This window comes from Pseudomonas sp. ASL8, assembly GCF_056680355.1.
Genome location: NZ_CM155278.1, coordinates 695928 through 711081, shown reverse-complemented (window position 1 = coordinate 711081; position 15154 = coordinate 695928). Strand labels below are relative to the sequence as shown.

General features: G+C 57.9%; 13 protein-coding genes and 1 rRNA gene. 7 read left to right on the top strand and 7 right to left on the bottom strand.

The annotated features are described in order from the left end of the window. Positions 1-108: 108 nt before the first annotated feature. The 4 genes from rrf (at position 109) to AC1MEA_RS03355 (ending at position 3998) form a co-directional block, all read left to right on the top strand. Positions 109-224 (top strand): 5S ribosomal RNA (rrf, locus tag AC1MEA_RS03370). A 196-nt stretch (positions 225-420) separates the two neighbouring features. Continuing rightward, positions 421-1095, top strand: a complete 675-nt coding sequence (locus AC1MEA_RS03365; protein ID WP_480916722.1) for a paraquat-inducible protein A — start codon at positions 421-423, stop codon at positions 1093-1095. Next, positions 1082-1705, top strand: a complete 624-nt coding sequence (locus AC1MEA_RS03360) for a paraquat-inducible protein A (RefSeq protein WP_219063418.1) — start codon at positions 1082-1084, stop codon at positions 1703-1705. Before AC1MEA_RS03365 ends, AC1MEA_RS03360 begins: the two co-directional genes overlap by 14 nt. Further along, positions 1698-3998 carry a PqiB family protein gene (locus tag AC1MEA_RS03355; RefSeq protein ID WP_480916720.1) on the top strand — a complete coding sequence of 767 codons (2301 nt, stop codon included), beginning with the start codon at positions 1698-1700 and terminating at the stop codon, positions 3996-3998. Before AC1MEA_RS03360 ends, AC1MEA_RS03355 begins: the two co-directional genes overlap by 8 nt. A gap of 52 nt (positions 3999-4050) precedes the next feature. Here the strand turns inward: AC1MEA_RS03355 and mksF are convergent, their stop codons facing one another. From mksF to mksB, 3 genes are read right to left on the bottom strand one after another with little or no spacing between them, the layout of a single operon-like run. Further along, positions 4051-6885: an Mks condensin complex protein MksF gene (gene mksF / locus AC1MEA_RS03350; protein ID WP_480916718.1), complete on the bottom strand. Its 2835-nt coding sequence runs from the start codon at positions 6883-6885 to the stop codon at positions 4051-4053. Then, complete coding sequence (gene mksE, locus AC1MEA_RS03345; RefSeq protein ID WP_480916716.1) at positions 6882-7598, bottom strand: Mks condensin complex protein MksE; 717 nt, start codon at positions 7596-7598, stop codon at positions 6882-6884. Before mksE ends, mksF begins: the two co-directional genes overlap by 4 nt. Next, on the bottom strand, positions 7588-8865 hold the full coding sequence (gene mksB / locus AC1MEA_RS03340) for an Mks condensin complex protein MksB (protein ID WP_219063422.1): 1278 nt from the start codon (positions 8863-8865) through the stop codon (positions 7588-7590). The genes mksE and mksB overlap by 11 nt, the downstream gene beginning before the upstream one ends. A 144-nt stretch (positions 8866-9009) precedes the next feature. On the opposite strand from mksB, the gene AC1MEA_RS03335 reads away from it, so the two are divergent. After that, complete coding sequence (locus AC1MEA_RS03335; protein WP_480916715.1) at positions 9010-9804, top strand: energy transducer TonB; 795 nt, start codon at positions 9010-9012, stop codon at positions 9802-9804. A 22-nt stretch (positions 9805-9826) separates the two neighbouring features. Continuing rightward, entirely contained in the window at positions 9827-10282 is a 456-nt protein-coding gene (gene rimI / locus AC1MEA_RS03330) for a ribosomal protein S18-alanine N-acetyltransferase (protein WP_480916713.1), read from the top strand. Between the two features lie 25 nt (positions 10283-10307). Here rimI and AC1MEA_RS03325 read toward each other — a convergent pair whose 3' ends face one another. Continuing rightward, positions 10308-10715: a serine kinase/phosphatase gene (locus AC1MEA_RS03325; RefSeq protein WP_480916712.1), complete on the bottom strand. Its 408-nt coding sequence runs from the start codon at positions 10713-10715 to the stop codon at positions 10308-10310. A 153-nt stretch (positions 10716-10868) separates the two neighbouring features. Here AC1MEA_RS03325 and can point away from each other — a divergent pair, with 153 nt between their 5' ends. After that, on the top strand, positions 10869-11510 hold the full coding sequence (can, locus tag AC1MEA_RS03320; RefSeq protein ID WP_480916710.1) for a carbonate dehydratase: 642 nt from the start codon (positions 10869-10871) through the stop codon (positions 11508-11510). A 94-nt stretch (positions 11511-11604) separates the two neighbouring features. Here can and AC1MEA_RS03315 read toward each other — a convergent pair whose 3' ends face one another. From AC1MEA_RS03315 to AC1MEA_RS03305, 3 genes are all read right to left on the bottom strand, one after another. Beyond that, entirely contained in the window at positions 11605-12978 is a 1374-nt protein-coding gene (locus AC1MEA_RS03315; protein WP_480916709.1) for a sensor domain-containing protein, read from the bottom strand. Between the two features lie 273 nt (positions 12979-13251). Beyond that, positions 13252-13821: an N-acetyltransferase family protein gene (locus tag AC1MEA_RS03310; RefSeq protein WP_480916708.1), complete on the bottom strand. Its 570-nt coding sequence runs from the start codon at positions 13819-13821 to the stop codon at positions 13252-13254. Positions 13822-14015: 194 nt separating this feature from the next. Continuing rightward, on the bottom strand, positions 14016-15149 hold the full coding sequence (locus AC1MEA_RS03305; protein WP_480916707.1) for a nickel/cobalt efflux protein RcnA: 1134 nt from the start codon (positions 15147-15149) through the stop codon (positions 14016-14018). Between the last annotated feature and the right edge of the window lie 5 nt (positions 15150-15154).

The following is a 15154-nucleotide window of genomic DNA, read 5'->3' as shown; positions in this document are numbered from 1 at the left end:
TTGCGGTGTGTGAAGACGACACAAACCGAAAATTGGCAACAGCCCACAAATCTATCACATCCCCATTCGCTGGCACGTTACGTAAGTAACGGTCTGGCTACCGAATTTCTTGACGACCATAGAGCATTGGAACCACCTGATCCCATCCCGAACTCAGCAGTGAAACGATGCATCGCCGATGGTAGTGTGGGGTTTCCCCATGTGAGAGTAGGTCATCGTCAAGATTAAATTCCGAAACCCCTGTCTGCTTATGCAGACAGGGGTTTTGTTTTGCGCAGGGAAAACATCTTCCCCATCGAAAAGCTTAAGTCCGCAGGTACGGGAACCTGTACTCGCATGCGGTGCCAAATTTGCTCGGCTATTTGTTGGGTAGACCACTAGAATGGGCCGCTATCCTTTCGTCTTTGAGTCTCCAGTTCTATGCCCGATCAAGCCAACTCCAGCGGCCTGACCCAGGTGCCGCTAGATGAGTTGCCGCTCGATGATTTGGTGGCTTGTCATGAATGCGATCTGCTCATGCGCAAGCCCGTATTGTCCCGCGGCGAAAAAGCTCAGTGCGTGCGCTGTGGCTACGAGCTCTATGCCCAAAGGCACAATGTCGTTCAGCGCAGCCTGGCATTAGTGATCGCGGCGTTATTGCTATACATCCCCGCGAACTTTTTGCCCATCATGCATCTCAATCTACTGGGCCAAACCTCGGAAGACACGGTTTGGACGGGCGTGCTGGGATTATTCGATACCGGGATGCAAGGCGTCGCAGCGGTGGTGTTTCTGTGCAGCATGGGTATCCCGTTACTCAAACTGCTCTGTCAGTTGGCTGTTTTGTTAAGTATTCGTTTGAATGTTGGCCGGAGCTTTGGCCTGCTGCTCTACCGTATTTACAATCACCTTCGTGACTGGGGCATGCTTGAGGTATATCTCATGGGCGTGCTGGTCGCGCTGGTCAAGCTTTCCGACCTCGCTGAGCTGACTCTGGGCTTGGGGCTGGTATGTTTCATCGGCTTGTTGTTGATTCAGGTCTGGCTTGAAGTGGCCATGTCACCCCACCAGATTTGGCAGGCGTTATCAGGGGAAGATGCAGATGCGGGCGATTGATGCAGGGATTCTGATTTGTGCGGAATGCCATGAACTCAACAAAGCTGAACCGGACAATGACGAGCTGAGGTGCTCTCGCTGCGGAGCCCAGGTACACCCTCGTCGCCCCGATAGCATGAAGCGCACGTGGGCATTGCTGGTGACCGCCGCCATTTTGTACATCCCTGCCAATATGTTGCCGATCATGACTGTCAGCTCATTGGGGCAAGGCGATCCCTCGACCATCATGTCAGGCGTCATTCAGCTGATGCAGCATGGGATGTATCCGATCGCCATTGTGGTGTTCGTGGCCAGTATTCTAGTGCCCACGTTCAAATTGATCGGCCTGAGCCTACTGCTTTTCTCGGTACAGCGTCGTCAGCCCTTGTCAGCGCAACAGCGCATCATCATGTACCGCTTCATTGAGTTCATCGGTCGCTGGTCCATGTTGGACATATTCGTGATCGCCATTCTTGTGGCCATGGTGAATTTTGGCCGAATCGCCAGTGTCGAAGCCAATCTTGGCGCGGTCGCTTTTGCCAGTGTGGTGATTTTGACGATGCTCGCCGCAATAACTTTTGATCCCCGACTTATTTGGGACAACACGGAGTCGGATGACGACCATGAGTGATTTGCCTACCGCTAAAACCCGCCCTGCGTCCAATTGGTCTGCGATCTGGATATTGCCCTTGATTGCGTTGATCATCGGCGGGTGGCTCGGCTGGCGAGCGTATAGCCAGTCAGGCATCGAGATTGAGGTCCGCTTTGAAAGTGGCGAAGGTATTCAGGCCAACAAGACCGAAGTGGTCTACAAAGGTATGTCGATCGGCAAGGTCAAGGCCTTGGCGCTGGATGATGAAGGCAATACCAAAGGTGTTATTGCAACCATTGAAGTGAACAAAGAGGTCGAACCGTCCCTACGGGCCAACAGCCGTTTCTGGCTGGTAAAACCGAGTGTCACGTTGGCCGGGATCACCGGTCTGGAAACGTTGGTGTCGGGTAACTACATTGCCGCAAGCCCCGGCGATGGCGAGCCAACACGCAAGTTCAAGGCGCTGGCAGAGGCGCCACCGCTGTCGGACAGATTGCCGGGTCTGCATTTGACCCTCAAGGCCGACCGTTTGGGTTCGCTGAACCGAGGCAGCCCGGTGTTCTACAAGCAGATCCAGGTCGGGCAGGTCAAAAGCTATGTCCTGTCGGAAGACCAGGGCACGGTCGAGATTAAAGTCTACATCCAGCCGACCTACGCCAATCTGGTGCGCAAACACACACGTTTCTGGAACGCCAGCGGCATTAGCATCGACGCCAACCTGTCAGGAGTGAAGGTACGCAGCGAATCGCTGGCCAGCATCGTTGCCGGCGGTATTGCCTTCGCGACGCCAGAGCACCGCAAAGACAGCCCACCCACCGACCCGAGTCTGCCTTTCCGTCTGTATGAGGACTTCGACGCCGCTCAAGCCGGGATCCGGGTCAAGCTCAAGCTGAGCGACTTTGAAGGCTTGCAGGCCGGCCGTACGCCCGTGATGTACAAGGGCATTCAAGTCGGCAACATGAAAACGCTCAAGGTTGATCCCGATCTATCCAGCGCCACGGTCGAATTGGCCCTGGACCCTTTGGCCGAAGACTACCTGGTAGAAGGCACCCAGTTTTGGGTGGTCAAACCTTCAATTTCGCTGGCGGGTATTACGGGTCTGGAGGCATTGGTCAAAGGTAACTACATCGCGGTTCGCCCCGGCGATTTAGGTTCGCCGCCCAGACGCGATTTCGTCGCCAGAGCCAAGGCGCCGCCGCTGGACCTGCGCTCACCAGGTCTGCATATGGTGCTGTTCAGCGACACACTGGGTTCGCTGGATGTCGGCAGTCCCATCCTCTATAAGCAGGTGAAGGTCGGCTCAATCCAGAGCTATCAATTCTCCCGCGACCAGAAACAAGTCGTGCTTGGCGTGCATATCGAGAAGGAATACGAAAATCTGGTCAATGGTTCGACGCGCTTCTGGAATGTCAGCGGCGTTACGCTGACGGGGGGCTTATCGGGTATTGAGGTCAAAAGCGAGTCTCTGCAGAGTTTGCTGGCAGGGGGGATATCCTTTGAAACACCGCTGGCCAAATCGCCGCTGAAAAAACGTATCCCTCGCTTCAGATTGTTTGCCAGTCGTGACCTGGCCACACAGCGCGGGACCGAAATCACGATCAAAGTCGACCGTGCAGACGGTCTGCATCCCGGTACGGCAATCCGCTTCAAAGGTCTGGATGTCGGCAAGGTCGAAGACGTTGATCTGACCAGTGATTTACAGGCGGTGATGCTGACGGCGCGGATCACCGAAGTCCCCGACAAAATTGCCCGCGTGGGCACCGAGTTTTGGGTAGTCAAACCAGAAGTGGGATTGATCAAAACCTCGAATCTCGAGACCTTGGTCACCGGCCAATACCTGGAAGTGTTGCCGGCCAGCAAAAGCACGGGACCGCAGAAAAGCTTTGTTGCGTTGAAAGACCCTCCGAACGCTTCTGGACGTGACGAGGGATTGAGCGTAGTCCTGAGCGCGCCACGCCGTGGCTCAATCAAGCCGGGTGTGCCGGTGACTTACCGTGAAGTGACAGTGGGCAAGGTGATGGGCTACGAGTTGGGCCAGACAGCGGATCGTGTATTGATCCACATCCTGATCGAGCCGCGTTATGCGTCGTTGGTACGGGGCGGCAGTCGCTTCTGGAACAGCAGTGGCTTCGGCGTCGACTTCGGCTTGTTCCGAGGTGCGACCGTCCGTACAGAGTCGCTGGAGACGCTGATTGATGGCGGCATCGCGTTCGCGACACCGGAGGGGGAGCGCATGGGGGCTCAGGCGCGACCTGAGCAAACCTTCCCGTTGTTCGACAAAGCCGAGGATGAATGGCTGCAATGGGCGCCCAAGATTTCTCTCGGGAAATAGAGCAGCCAACGCGGTGTGCCAGGCACACCGCGTTGGTTACTTCAGCGGCACATCAGGCCAGCACGGTCTCTGCTTCAGGATCTGCCGCCACCGCTTTCACCTCGTCATGGCGACGGATGTATTTCCAGTCGGCCTCGTCGATGTAAATGCCGTTAGGTCCGCTACCGCCTTCCAGATCAATCGCAACGTGTGCCGAGACCTGGGGTTTGACGCTGGCCAGAATCGGTACAAAGCCCAGCTGCAAACTGGTTTCCAGCAAGGCGGCCTGGTTTTTCTCATCAATGTCGGCCGCTTCGTCGAGGTAGTAAGGCAGACGAATGCGCCCGGCTTGATCGCGATCCATCAAGTGCAGCAACAAATACATGTTGGTCAGCGCTTTGATGGTCATGGTCGTACCGTTGGACGCCGCACCATCGATGTCGGTATGGATTACCGGCGGGCCGTTAACCTTGGTGATCTCGAAGGCCAGTTCGAACAAATCCTTCAGCCCTAGCTGGTTATGATTCGCCGCCACCAGCCGCGCCAGATACTCCTTGGCTTCTTCGTTCTTGTTGTCCTGATCGGCACTTTGGCTGAGGTCGAACACCGATAACGTTTCGCCTTCTTCGTACTGACCGGCGCTGTGGATGATCTGGTCGATGTGTTTGAGTGCTTCCTTGTTCGGCGCCAGAACGATGCGGAAACTCGCCAGATTGGACACCTGACGTTTGTTGATCTCGCGGTTGAACAGCGCCAGTTGATGCTCAAGGCTATCGTAGTCGCTACGGATATTACGCAAGGTCCGGGCGATGTCGGTCACTGCCGCACGCCGTGCCTTACCCAGGGTCAGTGCTTCGTCCTGGCGATGCGCGTACGCGTTGATCAGCAAGTGCAGGCGACGCTCCATGTCATCTTCACTGTCGAACTTGGCCACGCCCTTGAGGCGTACTTGAGCGTAAAGCGCTTCAATCTGGCCATCACTGCGCTGCAAACCCTGCCAGCTGTCCTGATAGTCATTGAGCAGTGGCAGCAGGTTCTCCAGCGAATCATCCACCGGCTCCATGAACGGCGTGCCGAACGGCATATCTGCAGGCAACAGCTGACGACGACGCAGGGCGTCATCCAGCGTGCGTTGCTTGGCTTCCATGTCACCGATCTGCCGCCCGACCAGTTGCAGCTTGGCGGAGAGCTGTTGTACGCGTTCGGTGAAGGCATCGCTGGAGCGTTTGAGTTCGTCCTGCGCGGCTTCCATCTGCGCCAGCTGTTCGAGTTTCTCCGGCTCTTCCGCACTCAACGTCTGGCTGCGACGGAAGTCTTCCAGCGCTTTTTGCGCGTCCAATACCTGCTGGTACAGCGCTTCGGTCTGTGTTTTGCTCGCCGCCCGGTCCGAGGCAACGGCCTGTTGGACTTTCAGCTGCTTGAGTTCTTTTTCCAGGCGCTCTTTCTGATCACGCAGTGCCGCACGGTCAGCCAGGGCTTGCAGCGCGGGCGGTTCAATGTGGGAAAGATTGATCGTCAGGCCCGGGACTTCGAAGCGCTCGCCTTTAAAGCTGTCGAGGATCAGCTCCAGCGACTTGACCCACGCGTCGCCATCATCGAGTGCAATACCCTGCTCACCGAGTGGCAGACTGAATAGCGCGCTGTTAAACAAACGCATCAAGCGCTCGACATCCGGCTGCGAGAACTCTTCGCGCAAGCGGGCATAGCTGTTGTTGTCAGCGTGATCGAGTTGTTGCTTGACCGACTTCAGGCGTTTTTCCAGATCGCGCAGGCGCTCATCCAGGTCCTCGGCGCTGAACTGCCGGGACTGGGCCAGCGCACCGGCCAGTTCATCGTGAGCATCCTTGGCGGCCAACAGTTGCTGCTCCAGCACCTTGACGTCATCGACCAGCGCAAAGCGATGCTTGAGTACCGACAGCTCGCCGATCCAGCGCTGAATGCCGCTGATTTCCCGCTCCAGGCGCATCAGCTCCTGAGTCCCGCCACGCTGATCGTTTTGCAGCGAGTCCTGCTCGTTTCGGTAATGCTCGGCCTGGATCACCAGCTCTTCTTTGCGCGCATTGGAATAGTCCTGCCACGTGCCCAGTAGCGAATCGAGCAGCGGTGACAGGCGGTGCAGTTTGCCGCGCAGCACTTCCCGCTGCTTGACGCCAGAGGACAGGGCTTCGACCAGCGGACCGGCGAGAACCAGTGCGTTGTAGTCCTGTTCCATGCGGCGCACGTCGCGGAAGGCTTCTTCGCACGCGGCGATGTAATCAACGCTGCCGGACCGCAAGCTGTGCTCAAAGGCATCAAGGAACAACTGCTTGAGTTTCGCGGCCGTGATTTCGCGCATATGCAGCAAGTTGATGAACAGGGCGCGGAAGGTTTTCAGGCTCTGTTCGCTGGTGGAACGCAGCGGGATCAGGGTCAGGTCCAGCGGGATCGAGGTATGACCACCCACCAGCAGGCGACGCAGTTCATCAGGCTTCAGCTCGTAGGCTTTCAGGCCCTGGCTTTCCAGGTTGCTGAACAGCTCTTTCTGCCGCAAGCAGGTGTCATTTTTCTGATAGTGCGCCAGGTCCAGTTTGCCAGCGTAAGCAAAAAACTGGTGACCGAAACCACCGCCCGGTCCGCGCCCGACCACGCCAATCACATGCGGGCCGTGGGGCAGCGAGACTTCCACCAGGATGTAACTGGTGTCGGAGGCGAAATAGAAGCGCCGCGACTGTTCCAGGCTGTACTTGCCGAAACTCATGTCCGACATGCGCGCCAGAATCGGGAATTGCAGGGCGTTGATCGAGGCGCTTTTGCCCAGGTTGTTCGCGCCGTACACCGACAAGGGGTGTTCCAGCGGGAACAGGCCGAGGCTGTAACCAGCCGTGTTCAGCAGGGCAAAGCGGCGGATGCCGTAGCGTTCCTGGCTCATGCGTCCATCTCCTGTTGCTCGGCGGCAATGGCGCGGGCCAGCGCCTGCGCTTCGGTTTCTTCAGGTTCGTCGAACTCGGCGAGATCCAGCGGGTCATCGGTTTCCAGGAGTTTTCCGTCGCTGTCGCTGTCATCGTCGATCAGGATCGGCGTGGGCAGTGGCAACACGCTGTGCAGGCTGGCCGCCAGATCGCGGTCCTGTTGCACCGACAGGCAGACGTCGAGGAAGCGGTGCATCGGCGGCAGGAAACGGTAGATGCCGTTTTCTTCGTTGGCAAAACCAAGCTGGGTCATGCGGCGCATGATTTTCTCTTCCAGCTCTTCCTGGGTTTGCACTTCGGCCTGCACAAATAGGTCGCGGTATTTTTCCAGCAACGAAGGCAGCTCATCACGGCCCAGGCTGCCGCCGTCGAGCACGGCGACCGGGTCGCGGCCCTGATCGGCCAAATGCTCGACGATGATGAAGGTGAACAACGCGAGGCGTTGCGCGGTCTTGTTCACCTGCGCGGCGGCCATTTCCGGGACGAAGTAATAGAAGCCGCGGGTGTCGCAGACCAGCTCAAAACCCAAGGCCTTGAACAACGTGCGGTACTGGTCCTGGCAATTGGACAGCTGCGCATACAGCTCTGGATCGCGGCGGCTGATGTGGTAACCCTTGAACAGCTCGCGAAAGATCGGCGCCATCTGGGACAGTTCGGATAGATCAAGATGCATGAGGGGTGCTCGCGGAATTCTCTAGGTGCTCGTCTCGGCTAGAGAGCAGGGCGAAGGAGCGCAGGCTGACCTGATGCTCCTGCGTGTTGTAATCACGACGTTCCAGGCGCTCACGGGCAAAACGCTTGTCCCGCGACAGGCGCGAGAACCAGTACAGCAATTCGTCGGTGGCGCCGTCAGGTTCTTGCTCCAGCAGCCAAACCATCAAATCCGGCATCGGCAGCGCGTCTTCGCAGCGCTCCAGCATTTCTTTGACCGTGCGGGGCGCGCGCGGAGGCTCGCCTTTGCGGGTGACGTTGGCCTTGGGGAATTTCGCCGGTTTTGGTTCGAAGCGTGCCAGGGCATACACGTAGGCTTCAACCTGACTGGCGCTGCCCAGGAACGTGCTTTGTGGTCGAGTGAACATCGACATAGCCGCTTGCGGCACGGCATCCAGCCCTTTACGGCGGATAGCAGAAAGCGCCAGCGCCGCACCACGGGTGACTGCGTTATGTCGGCGGGCTTCCTCACGCAGCGGCAACAGCAGCTCGCGGGCGTGACGCAGGGTCAGTTGAGCGCTGGTTTGCATTTCCAGGATGCGCGCGTGGGTACGCAGCAACATGTCGTCATCGACCAGATGGCCCAGGCGCTGCTGTTCGGTGAGCAGGCGCAGCAGAACATTTTCCACCTTGCGCACGCCCTGTTCGAACGCCCCATCGGCGTTGACCAGTTGGATCATCGGTTCGATGTACTCGTCCCAGGTCGCCAGCACCTCGGCATAGCGCTGCCGCAGCGGAATCTGCCGGTCACTGGTTTTGGCCCGGTCCGCCACCGCGACCAGCGCCTGCTCATCATTGGCCAGCTTTTTCAGAACATCGCGCACGCGCATGTCCAGCAGGCGCAATTGCCGCGCCAGGTCGTTGGCATCGCGGATGTCGAACGCGTCCTGGATGTAGCCTGCCAGACGCTCCAGATGGCGTAGATAGGCTTCGATCTCCAGGCACAGGCCTAGGCGATGTTCACGCCGTAGGTAGGACAGGAAGTCATGGATCTGTGCGTTCAGTTCAAAACGGTTAGGGCTTTTAGCCACCGGAACCAGAATGTCCAGACGAATCCACACGTCCAGCAGGCTGGTGATGTCCTGTGGTGTGCTGTCCAGTTGCTGGGCAGCCAGTTGCAGGCGCAGTTCGCTCAGGCTCAAGGTGCCTTGGTCGAAGTGTTCGCACAGTGGCTCAAGGAGCGCCCAGTGTTCGGCAAGGGCGCGCAAGACGCGCTTAGGTTCGATCATGGGAAGGCCGGTTGGTTGGCAAATAAAAGCAGCGATTGTACTGCATCGGCTACCTGAGATTTCACCTCCGGGCGATCAACTGCGGCGGGAATCGGCGAAGGGCGGTAGAATCGCCCCCTTAACTTATCCACAGGTGGCTGACCTTTGCTTAACGAGTCCCGCCGCCGCGCTTATATGACCGCCATGCAGGTGGTCAATTGGCTGCCGCGCACCGAATTGCCCTTTGCCGCACCTTCGCGCCCGGAATTACTCGCGCCCTTGCCGCTGCCGGTCGAACAGACTGTTGCTGCGCCTGCGCCCGCCGCGGCTATCACGCCAGTCGCCGCGCCTGTAGTGCGTCCGGTTGTCGAGCGGCCGAAAATCGAAGTGCCCCGTCCGTCGCTTGCCAGCACCCGAAATGGCGCCGTGGCCGACGCTGAGGTCGCTGCACCTGCGCCAATCAAGGCCGCTGTCGTTCCTCCTCCGCGCTTTGCGTTGCAATTGCTGCGGGCCGGGCGTTGCCTGGTGCTGGTCGAGTTACCCACAGGCGAGGCATTTCAGAGTCGCGACCCGTCCTATATGTTGCTCAAGGACATGTTGCGTGCCGCCGGCCTGCCTGACAGTCCGCAAATCATTGGCGAGCCGGTGCGTTGGCCATTGTTGGTCCGTGGTCAATTGGATCAGGGCCCCGCAGCCGCGCGTGATTTCGTGCAGGGATTTGTTCTCGCCCGACTGGAGGATGAGCCCTGCGCGTGCCTGTGGCTGATCGGCTTGCCTGCGGTACGATTTGCTGGCGAAGCCAGTGCCGAGTCCTACAATCGAGAGTTGCAGATCGACGGTCTGGGCAGCGCCTGGGCGCTGCCTGGTCTGGAATTATTAATGGATGAGCCGCAGCGCAAGGCCGATGTCTGGCAAGCCATGCGTCGGCTGATGACACGCTGGAAAACGATTGATGACTGACGTTTCAATAAAGAGCCCCTCAATGAGCGACGCTGTAACTTTCCGCCCGATGACCGAAGCGGACCTGGACGCTGTACTGAAAATCGAATACGCGGCGTTCAGCCATCCCTGGACCCGAGGCATCTTTCTCGACGGGCTCAAGTCCTACGAAATCTGGCTGATGTTCGAAGGTGCCCAGCAAGTCGGCCACGGCGTGATCAACGTCATCATCGACGAAGCGCACCTGCTTAACATCACCGTCAAGCCAGAAAGCCAGGGCCGTGGTCTGGGCCTGCGCTTGCTGGAACACCTGATGTCGCGGGCCTACCAGATGAACGGCCGCGAATGTTTCCTCGAACTGCGCGCGAGTAACCAGGCGGCCTATCGCCTGTATGAGCGCTACGGCTTCAACGAGGTGGGCCGCCGTCGAGATTATTATCCAGCGGTCGGCGGGAGCGAAGACGCGCTGGTCATGGCCTGCACACTGCTGGAAGAGTAGCGTCTACTCGGGGCTGGAATGGTCGTTACTCTGGCTTGCCGTCGAGCGGATCGTGGCGAGCCAGTTCAGCTTCATCCAGGCCATCGCCACCCCCGATGTCATTTTCATCGACGACACTCAAATCCCAATCGGCAGGGCGGTTTTCGCCGGCTTCATCCGCAGAACGTGCGCCATCTTCGTCGATCATGTTTTCCGGGTCCAGATCATCGTCGGTGGAGTGGTGATCCGGGGTTGACGCACCGGTCATGCCCGCTTCACGAACCCGCTTGTCCGGGAACTCATGTTCGAGTTCGTCTTCTGGCACAAGATCACCGATGCGGCCAGGGTCCTCGTCTTCATCGAAGTGCAATTCTTCCATCGAGCCCATACGGTCTTCATTGTCATCGATCGGTTCAGGCTGTGGGGCACCGTAGGGGCGGCGTGATTCAGTCATGGCAATTCCTCATGTTTTGGGGCCTTATAAAGATTGACCGGCCGCAACGATGAAGATTCCTTTTGTCTCCTCAGCCAAAGTAGTGGCACATAAGCGTGACCCAGACAGCCGGGCGCCAGTCAAAGCTGTGCATCATCTTCGAGGCTTCAACGCATGAACGAACTACAAGATCTGATTGATAACAACGAGCGCTGGGCCGACGCGATCAAGCAGAAAGACCCGGAGTTTTTCGCCAAGCTGGCCCGCCAGCAAGCGCCGGAATACCTGTGGATCGGTTGCTCTGACGCTCGCGTGCCAGCCAACGAGATCGTCGGCATGCTGCCGGGCGATCTGTTCGTGCACCGTAACGTCGCTAATGTCGTGCTGCACACTGACCTCAATTGCCTGTCGGTGATTCAGTACGCAGTGGACGTGCTCAAGGTCAAACATATCCTGGTCACCGGCCACTATGGCTGTGGCGGCGTACGTGCAGCGATGCAGGATCGTCAGCTTGGCTTGATCGATGGCTGGCTGCGTTCGATCCGCGATTTGTATTACGAAAACCGCGTTCCCTTGGCCCTGCTACCGACTGAGGAAGAGCGTGTTGACCGGCTGTGCGAGCTGAACGTAATCCAGCAAGTGACCAATGTCGGCCATACCAGCATTGTGCAAAATGCCTGGCATCGGGGGCAGAGCCTGTCGATTCATGGCTGCATCTACGGCATCAAGGATGGTCGTTGGAAAAGCCTGAACGCGACCATCACCGGCTTCGAGCAGTTGCCGCCGCAATACCGGCTGCGCCCGCTGGGTGAATGAAGGGCGAGGCGACTCATTCCTTGAGTCGCCTTGTATCTGCTTTTTTAACGCGGAGGCTGAACCCGCGCCGAGCCAATCGGCGGCTGCACGTGGGTCAGTCGGCGTCGCACTGGCTGGGCTCGGCCTCCGTACGGAAGTGATTACCGCCATTCTTTTTCGCGAAATACATGGCTTCATCGGCGTGCTTGAGCAGCTGTTTCTCTTCTATGCCATGTTCGGGGTAGAGCGCGATCCCGATGCTCAGCAGAGTGCACAAACCTTGACCTTCCATGTTCAGCGGGTCACTAAGCTCGCGGTGGATTTTTTCAGCCACCCGCAAGGCGTCCTCCGGCAACTGGATGTTGTGCAGCAGCACCAGAAACTCGTCACCGCCGATGCGCGCAACCGTATCGGTTTCGCGCACACATTGTTTGAGGCGCTGCGCTACTTCTTGCAGCAACCGGTCGCCTGCCGCATGGCCGAGGGTGTCGTTGACCTGTTTGAACTTGTCCAGATCGAGGTAGAGCAGGGCGAACTGGCCTTGTTCGCGCCGGGCCATCGCGAGTGCAGTCTGCAGCCGATCCTGGAACAGTCCGCGATTGGGTAACTGGGTCAGTTGGTCATATTGCGCCATGTATTGCAGTCGAGCGTGCAGCTGTTTGCGCTCGATAGCGGCGGCGACTTGGGTGGAGACGAACTGCAACAGCTCTTGATCCTTCACGGTATAGCGTGTGCCGCCGGAGTAACTCTTGACCACCAAAGCCCCGATAGTGCCCCGGTTCGAGTGCAACGGTACGCCCAGCCAGCACAGCGAATCGGTGTCGAACTCGGCGCGTAAATATTCCGGGAAGGTGGTCAGTGTCTCGGGGGTCAATAGCAGCGGGAGCCCGGTGCGGATCACCTCTGCGTTCAAAGAGTCGGTGACTGTCCGTGGAGCAGGTGCCTGGTCCTGCTCATCCACGTGGTAGGCAAAGCTCAGTTGGTCATTCTTTTCGTCATACAGCGTCACGGAAAAATTCAGCGCGGGCAGAAGTTCGCCAATGATCTGATGAATGCGATGAAACAGGGCGGGCAAATCCTCGGCGGCGTGGGCGGCTTCAGAAATGGAGTACAGCGCGGCTTGTACCGACTCTGACTGTTTGCGCTCCGTGATATCACGTGCAACCCCTACCCGTAGTTGATCGACTTCCGACCAGCGGGCCGACCACATGATGTGCACGATTTGTCCGTCTTTGCGCACATAACGATTTTCGAAATGGGGTTTAGGCTGCCCGCCGATGATTTCGCTGGCGGCCTGCAGCGTCCGCGCTCGATCTTCTGGCAGCACCATGTCCATCATGACCCGGCCGATCATTTCCTCGGACGTGTAGCCGAAAATGCGTTCACACGCAGCGCTCACAAACACAAAGCGACCCTGAGGGTCCACCACGCAGACAGCGTCGAGCATCAGGTCAACAAAGTTGCTCAACTGTGCGTAGGGGTTTTCCATAAGGAAGCGCTTGCCTGGAAAAATTAATGGCCGATGACCGAGAATCATACCGATAGGCTGCTACAGGTAGTGGTCAAAGCATAGCGTGATTTCAATTCAATGGGATGAACCCGATTATCAGCACGTCACGCTACCGATGATGGCGTGACGGCAGCAGGCTGACTCGAAGGTTTCGAGACGCGGGCCCTCTGGGTGATTGGAGGGCCTGAGGCGATCAAATGAGAACAGATAGCACGTGACCTTGAAACTACCGTGCTATCTGCGAGGGCGGTGTTACTTCAATGCAAGTTTGTAAATGACTTGGGTTGCGTCCGTTGGATCTCGGTGGCATTCAAAGCCTAACTGTTTAGTCAGCTGATGCATGTGCGTGTTGCTTGTCGAATCGATCGATATCATCTGCGCAAAACCGTTGCGCCGTGCGGCGTCGATCAAATGCCGCATGAGTAACGTCCCCATGCCAAGATTTTGCCAGTCATCGGCAATCACGACCGCGCATTCGCATTGCCCTTCCTCTTCCAGCTCGGCATACCGACTCACGCCGATTTCGATCAACTCGCCGTCTTTATGGGCCAACGCGACGTAAGCCATTCGCTTTTTGTTATCAACGTCCATCAATTGATCGAGCAGGGCAATGCTGGGTTCATTCATTGAACCGAGAAAGCGAAAGTGCCGCGACTCTGGGGAGAGCTTTTTGATGAAGTTAAACTCGCGGTCCCTGTCATGAGGTGCCAAAGGCCTGATCAGGATGTGGGTCCCGTTGCTCAGCAAATCGATCCAGTGTTCACCGTTGACGCTTGGAAACGCGGCGCTGCCGCTGACATTGCTTGTTGGACTTATGGTCATGTTGATGCTTCCGTCGCAAGAAATGGGAGGGACTCTAAGCGTGGAACTTGGAACCTCTTGTACGCCTCGGAAGGTATTGCCAACTGATCTAGATCAAAAGTCCATGCCGAGGAAGATCCCGGCAGACAAGCGGTGAGCGGATATTTGGGGAGCCGTGCCTGCTTGCGTGCAGGCACACGTCTGCCTTTCGCTGATTATTGCCCGCTCAGTCCGAGCCAGCCATGTATGCCCACGTACAGCCCGACACCGATGATCAAGAGGCTTGAGAGGTAAGGTGCGCGGCGCGCCACTGCGCCCAGCCACGGCCAGCGATTGGACGCCTGCTTTGCACCCACGGCCGCAGCGACACCGACGCTGACCAGGGTGATCGCTAAGCCGATACTGAAGCACAGAACGAGTACGCCGCCTAAAGCGACCTCTTTAACCTGTAGGCACAGCAACAAAACGGTAATGGCCGCCGGGCAAGGGATCAGGCCGCCGGTCAAGCCGAACAGGATGATCTGGCGTGTGGTGACTTCGCGGTGGGTGAAGCGTTTGCGAATGTCATTGGCGTGCGCCCGTTCATGGGCATCTTGATAGCCGTCTATCGATAACTCCAGCCCTTCCAGCTCGGCGTGAACGTGGTCGTGATCATGCTCATGGAAGTCCAGATCATAATCATGAGTGTGACTGGCATGCCCCAGACTCAAGCGCGCGTTGAACTGATGAGGCTCGGGGATTTCGGCCACTGACTCCAGATAGTCGCCGCGATCGACGAATGCGAACTGTTGGGTCAGTCCGTCTGGACGCGTCGTCGACACGCTGACCTCGGCAGCAGGCCATGCATGCCCGCTCAACGGTTTCAGCCGCCAGCGTGGTGGTGTGCCTTCCTCAAAAATCGACAGTTCGATGTGTCCGTGGCCGGTGTCGATGCGACGGGTTTCATCATGATGATCATGCTCACCATGGTGGTGATCGCCATCTTGCTCGAACTTGAACATCTGTTCGCCACGCCATGTGCGCCAGAGCATCCACAGCGCAATCGCGATGATCAGCCCTGATGAGACCAGCTGAAAGTACGGTTCAGTGGTTTGCGCATCCAGCCCTTTGCCCAGGTACATACCGCCAATAGCAACCAACCACACCACTGCGGTGTGCGAAACCGTCGCCGCCAGGCCCAGCAAAATCGCCTGTTTGACGGAGCCTCGAACGGCCACGATAAAAGCGGCCATCATGGTTTTCGAATGCCCTGGCTCCAGGCCGTGCAATGCCCCCAGCAAAATGGCACTCGGGAAATACAGCCAGGCGTGAGTTCCGCCCTGTTGCAGCAGTTCAGCAAAATTTGGCATGACAG

What these genes read in the sequence shown, in the direction of transcription:
- AC1MEA_RS03325 (WP_480916712.1), bottom strand. Translation starts at nt 10,715, where the DNA reads ATGACTGAATCACGCCGCCCCTACGGTGCCCCACAGCCTGAACCGATC.
- can (WP_480916710.1), top strand. Translation starts at nt 10,869, where the DNA reads ATGAACGAACTACAAGATCTGATTGATAACAACGAGCGCTGGGCCGAC.
- mksE (WP_480916716.1), bottom strand. Translation starts at nt 7,598, where the DNA reads ATGCATCTTGATCTATCCGAACTGTCCCAGATGGCGCCGATCTTTCGC.
- mksF (WP_480916718.1), bottom strand. Translation starts at nt 6,885, where the DNA reads ATGAGCCAGGAACGCTACGGCATCCGCCGCTTTGCCCTGCTGAACACG.
- mksB (WP_219063422.1), bottom strand. Translation starts at nt 8,865, where the DNA reads ATGATCGAACCTAAGCGCGTCTTGCGCGCCCTTGCCGAACACTGGGCG.
- AC1MEA_RS03355 (WP_480916720.1), top strand. Translation starts at nt 1,698, where the DNA reads ATGAGTGATTTGCCTACCGCTAAAACCCGCCCTGCGTCCAATTGGTCT.
- AC1MEA_RS03360 (WP_219063418.1), top strand. Translation starts at nt 1,082, where the DNA reads ATGCGGGCGATTGATGCAGGGATTCTGATTTGTGCGGAATGCCATGAA.
- rimI (WP_480916713.1), top strand. Translation starts at nt 9,827, where the DNA reads ATGAGCGACGCTGTAACTTTCCGCCCGATGACCGAAGCGGACCTGGAC.
- AC1MEA_RS03310 (WP_480916708.1), bottom strand. Translation starts at nt 13,821, where the DNA reads ATGACCATAAGTCCAACAAGCAATGTCAGCGGCAGCGCCGCGTTTCCA.
- AC1MEA_RS03365 (WP_480916722.1), top strand. Translation starts at nt 421, where the DNA reads ATGCCCGATCAAGCCAACTCCAGCGGCCTGACCCAGGTGCCGCTAGAT.
- AC1MEA_RS03305 (WP_480916707.1), bottom strand. Translation starts at nt 15,149, where the DNA reads ATGCCAAATTTTGCTGAACTGCTGCAACAGGGCGGAACTCACGCCTGG.
- AC1MEA_RS03315 (WP_480916709.1), bottom strand. Translation starts at nt 12,978, where the DNA reads ATGGAAAACCCCTACGCACAGTTGAGCAACTTTGTTGACCTGATGCTC.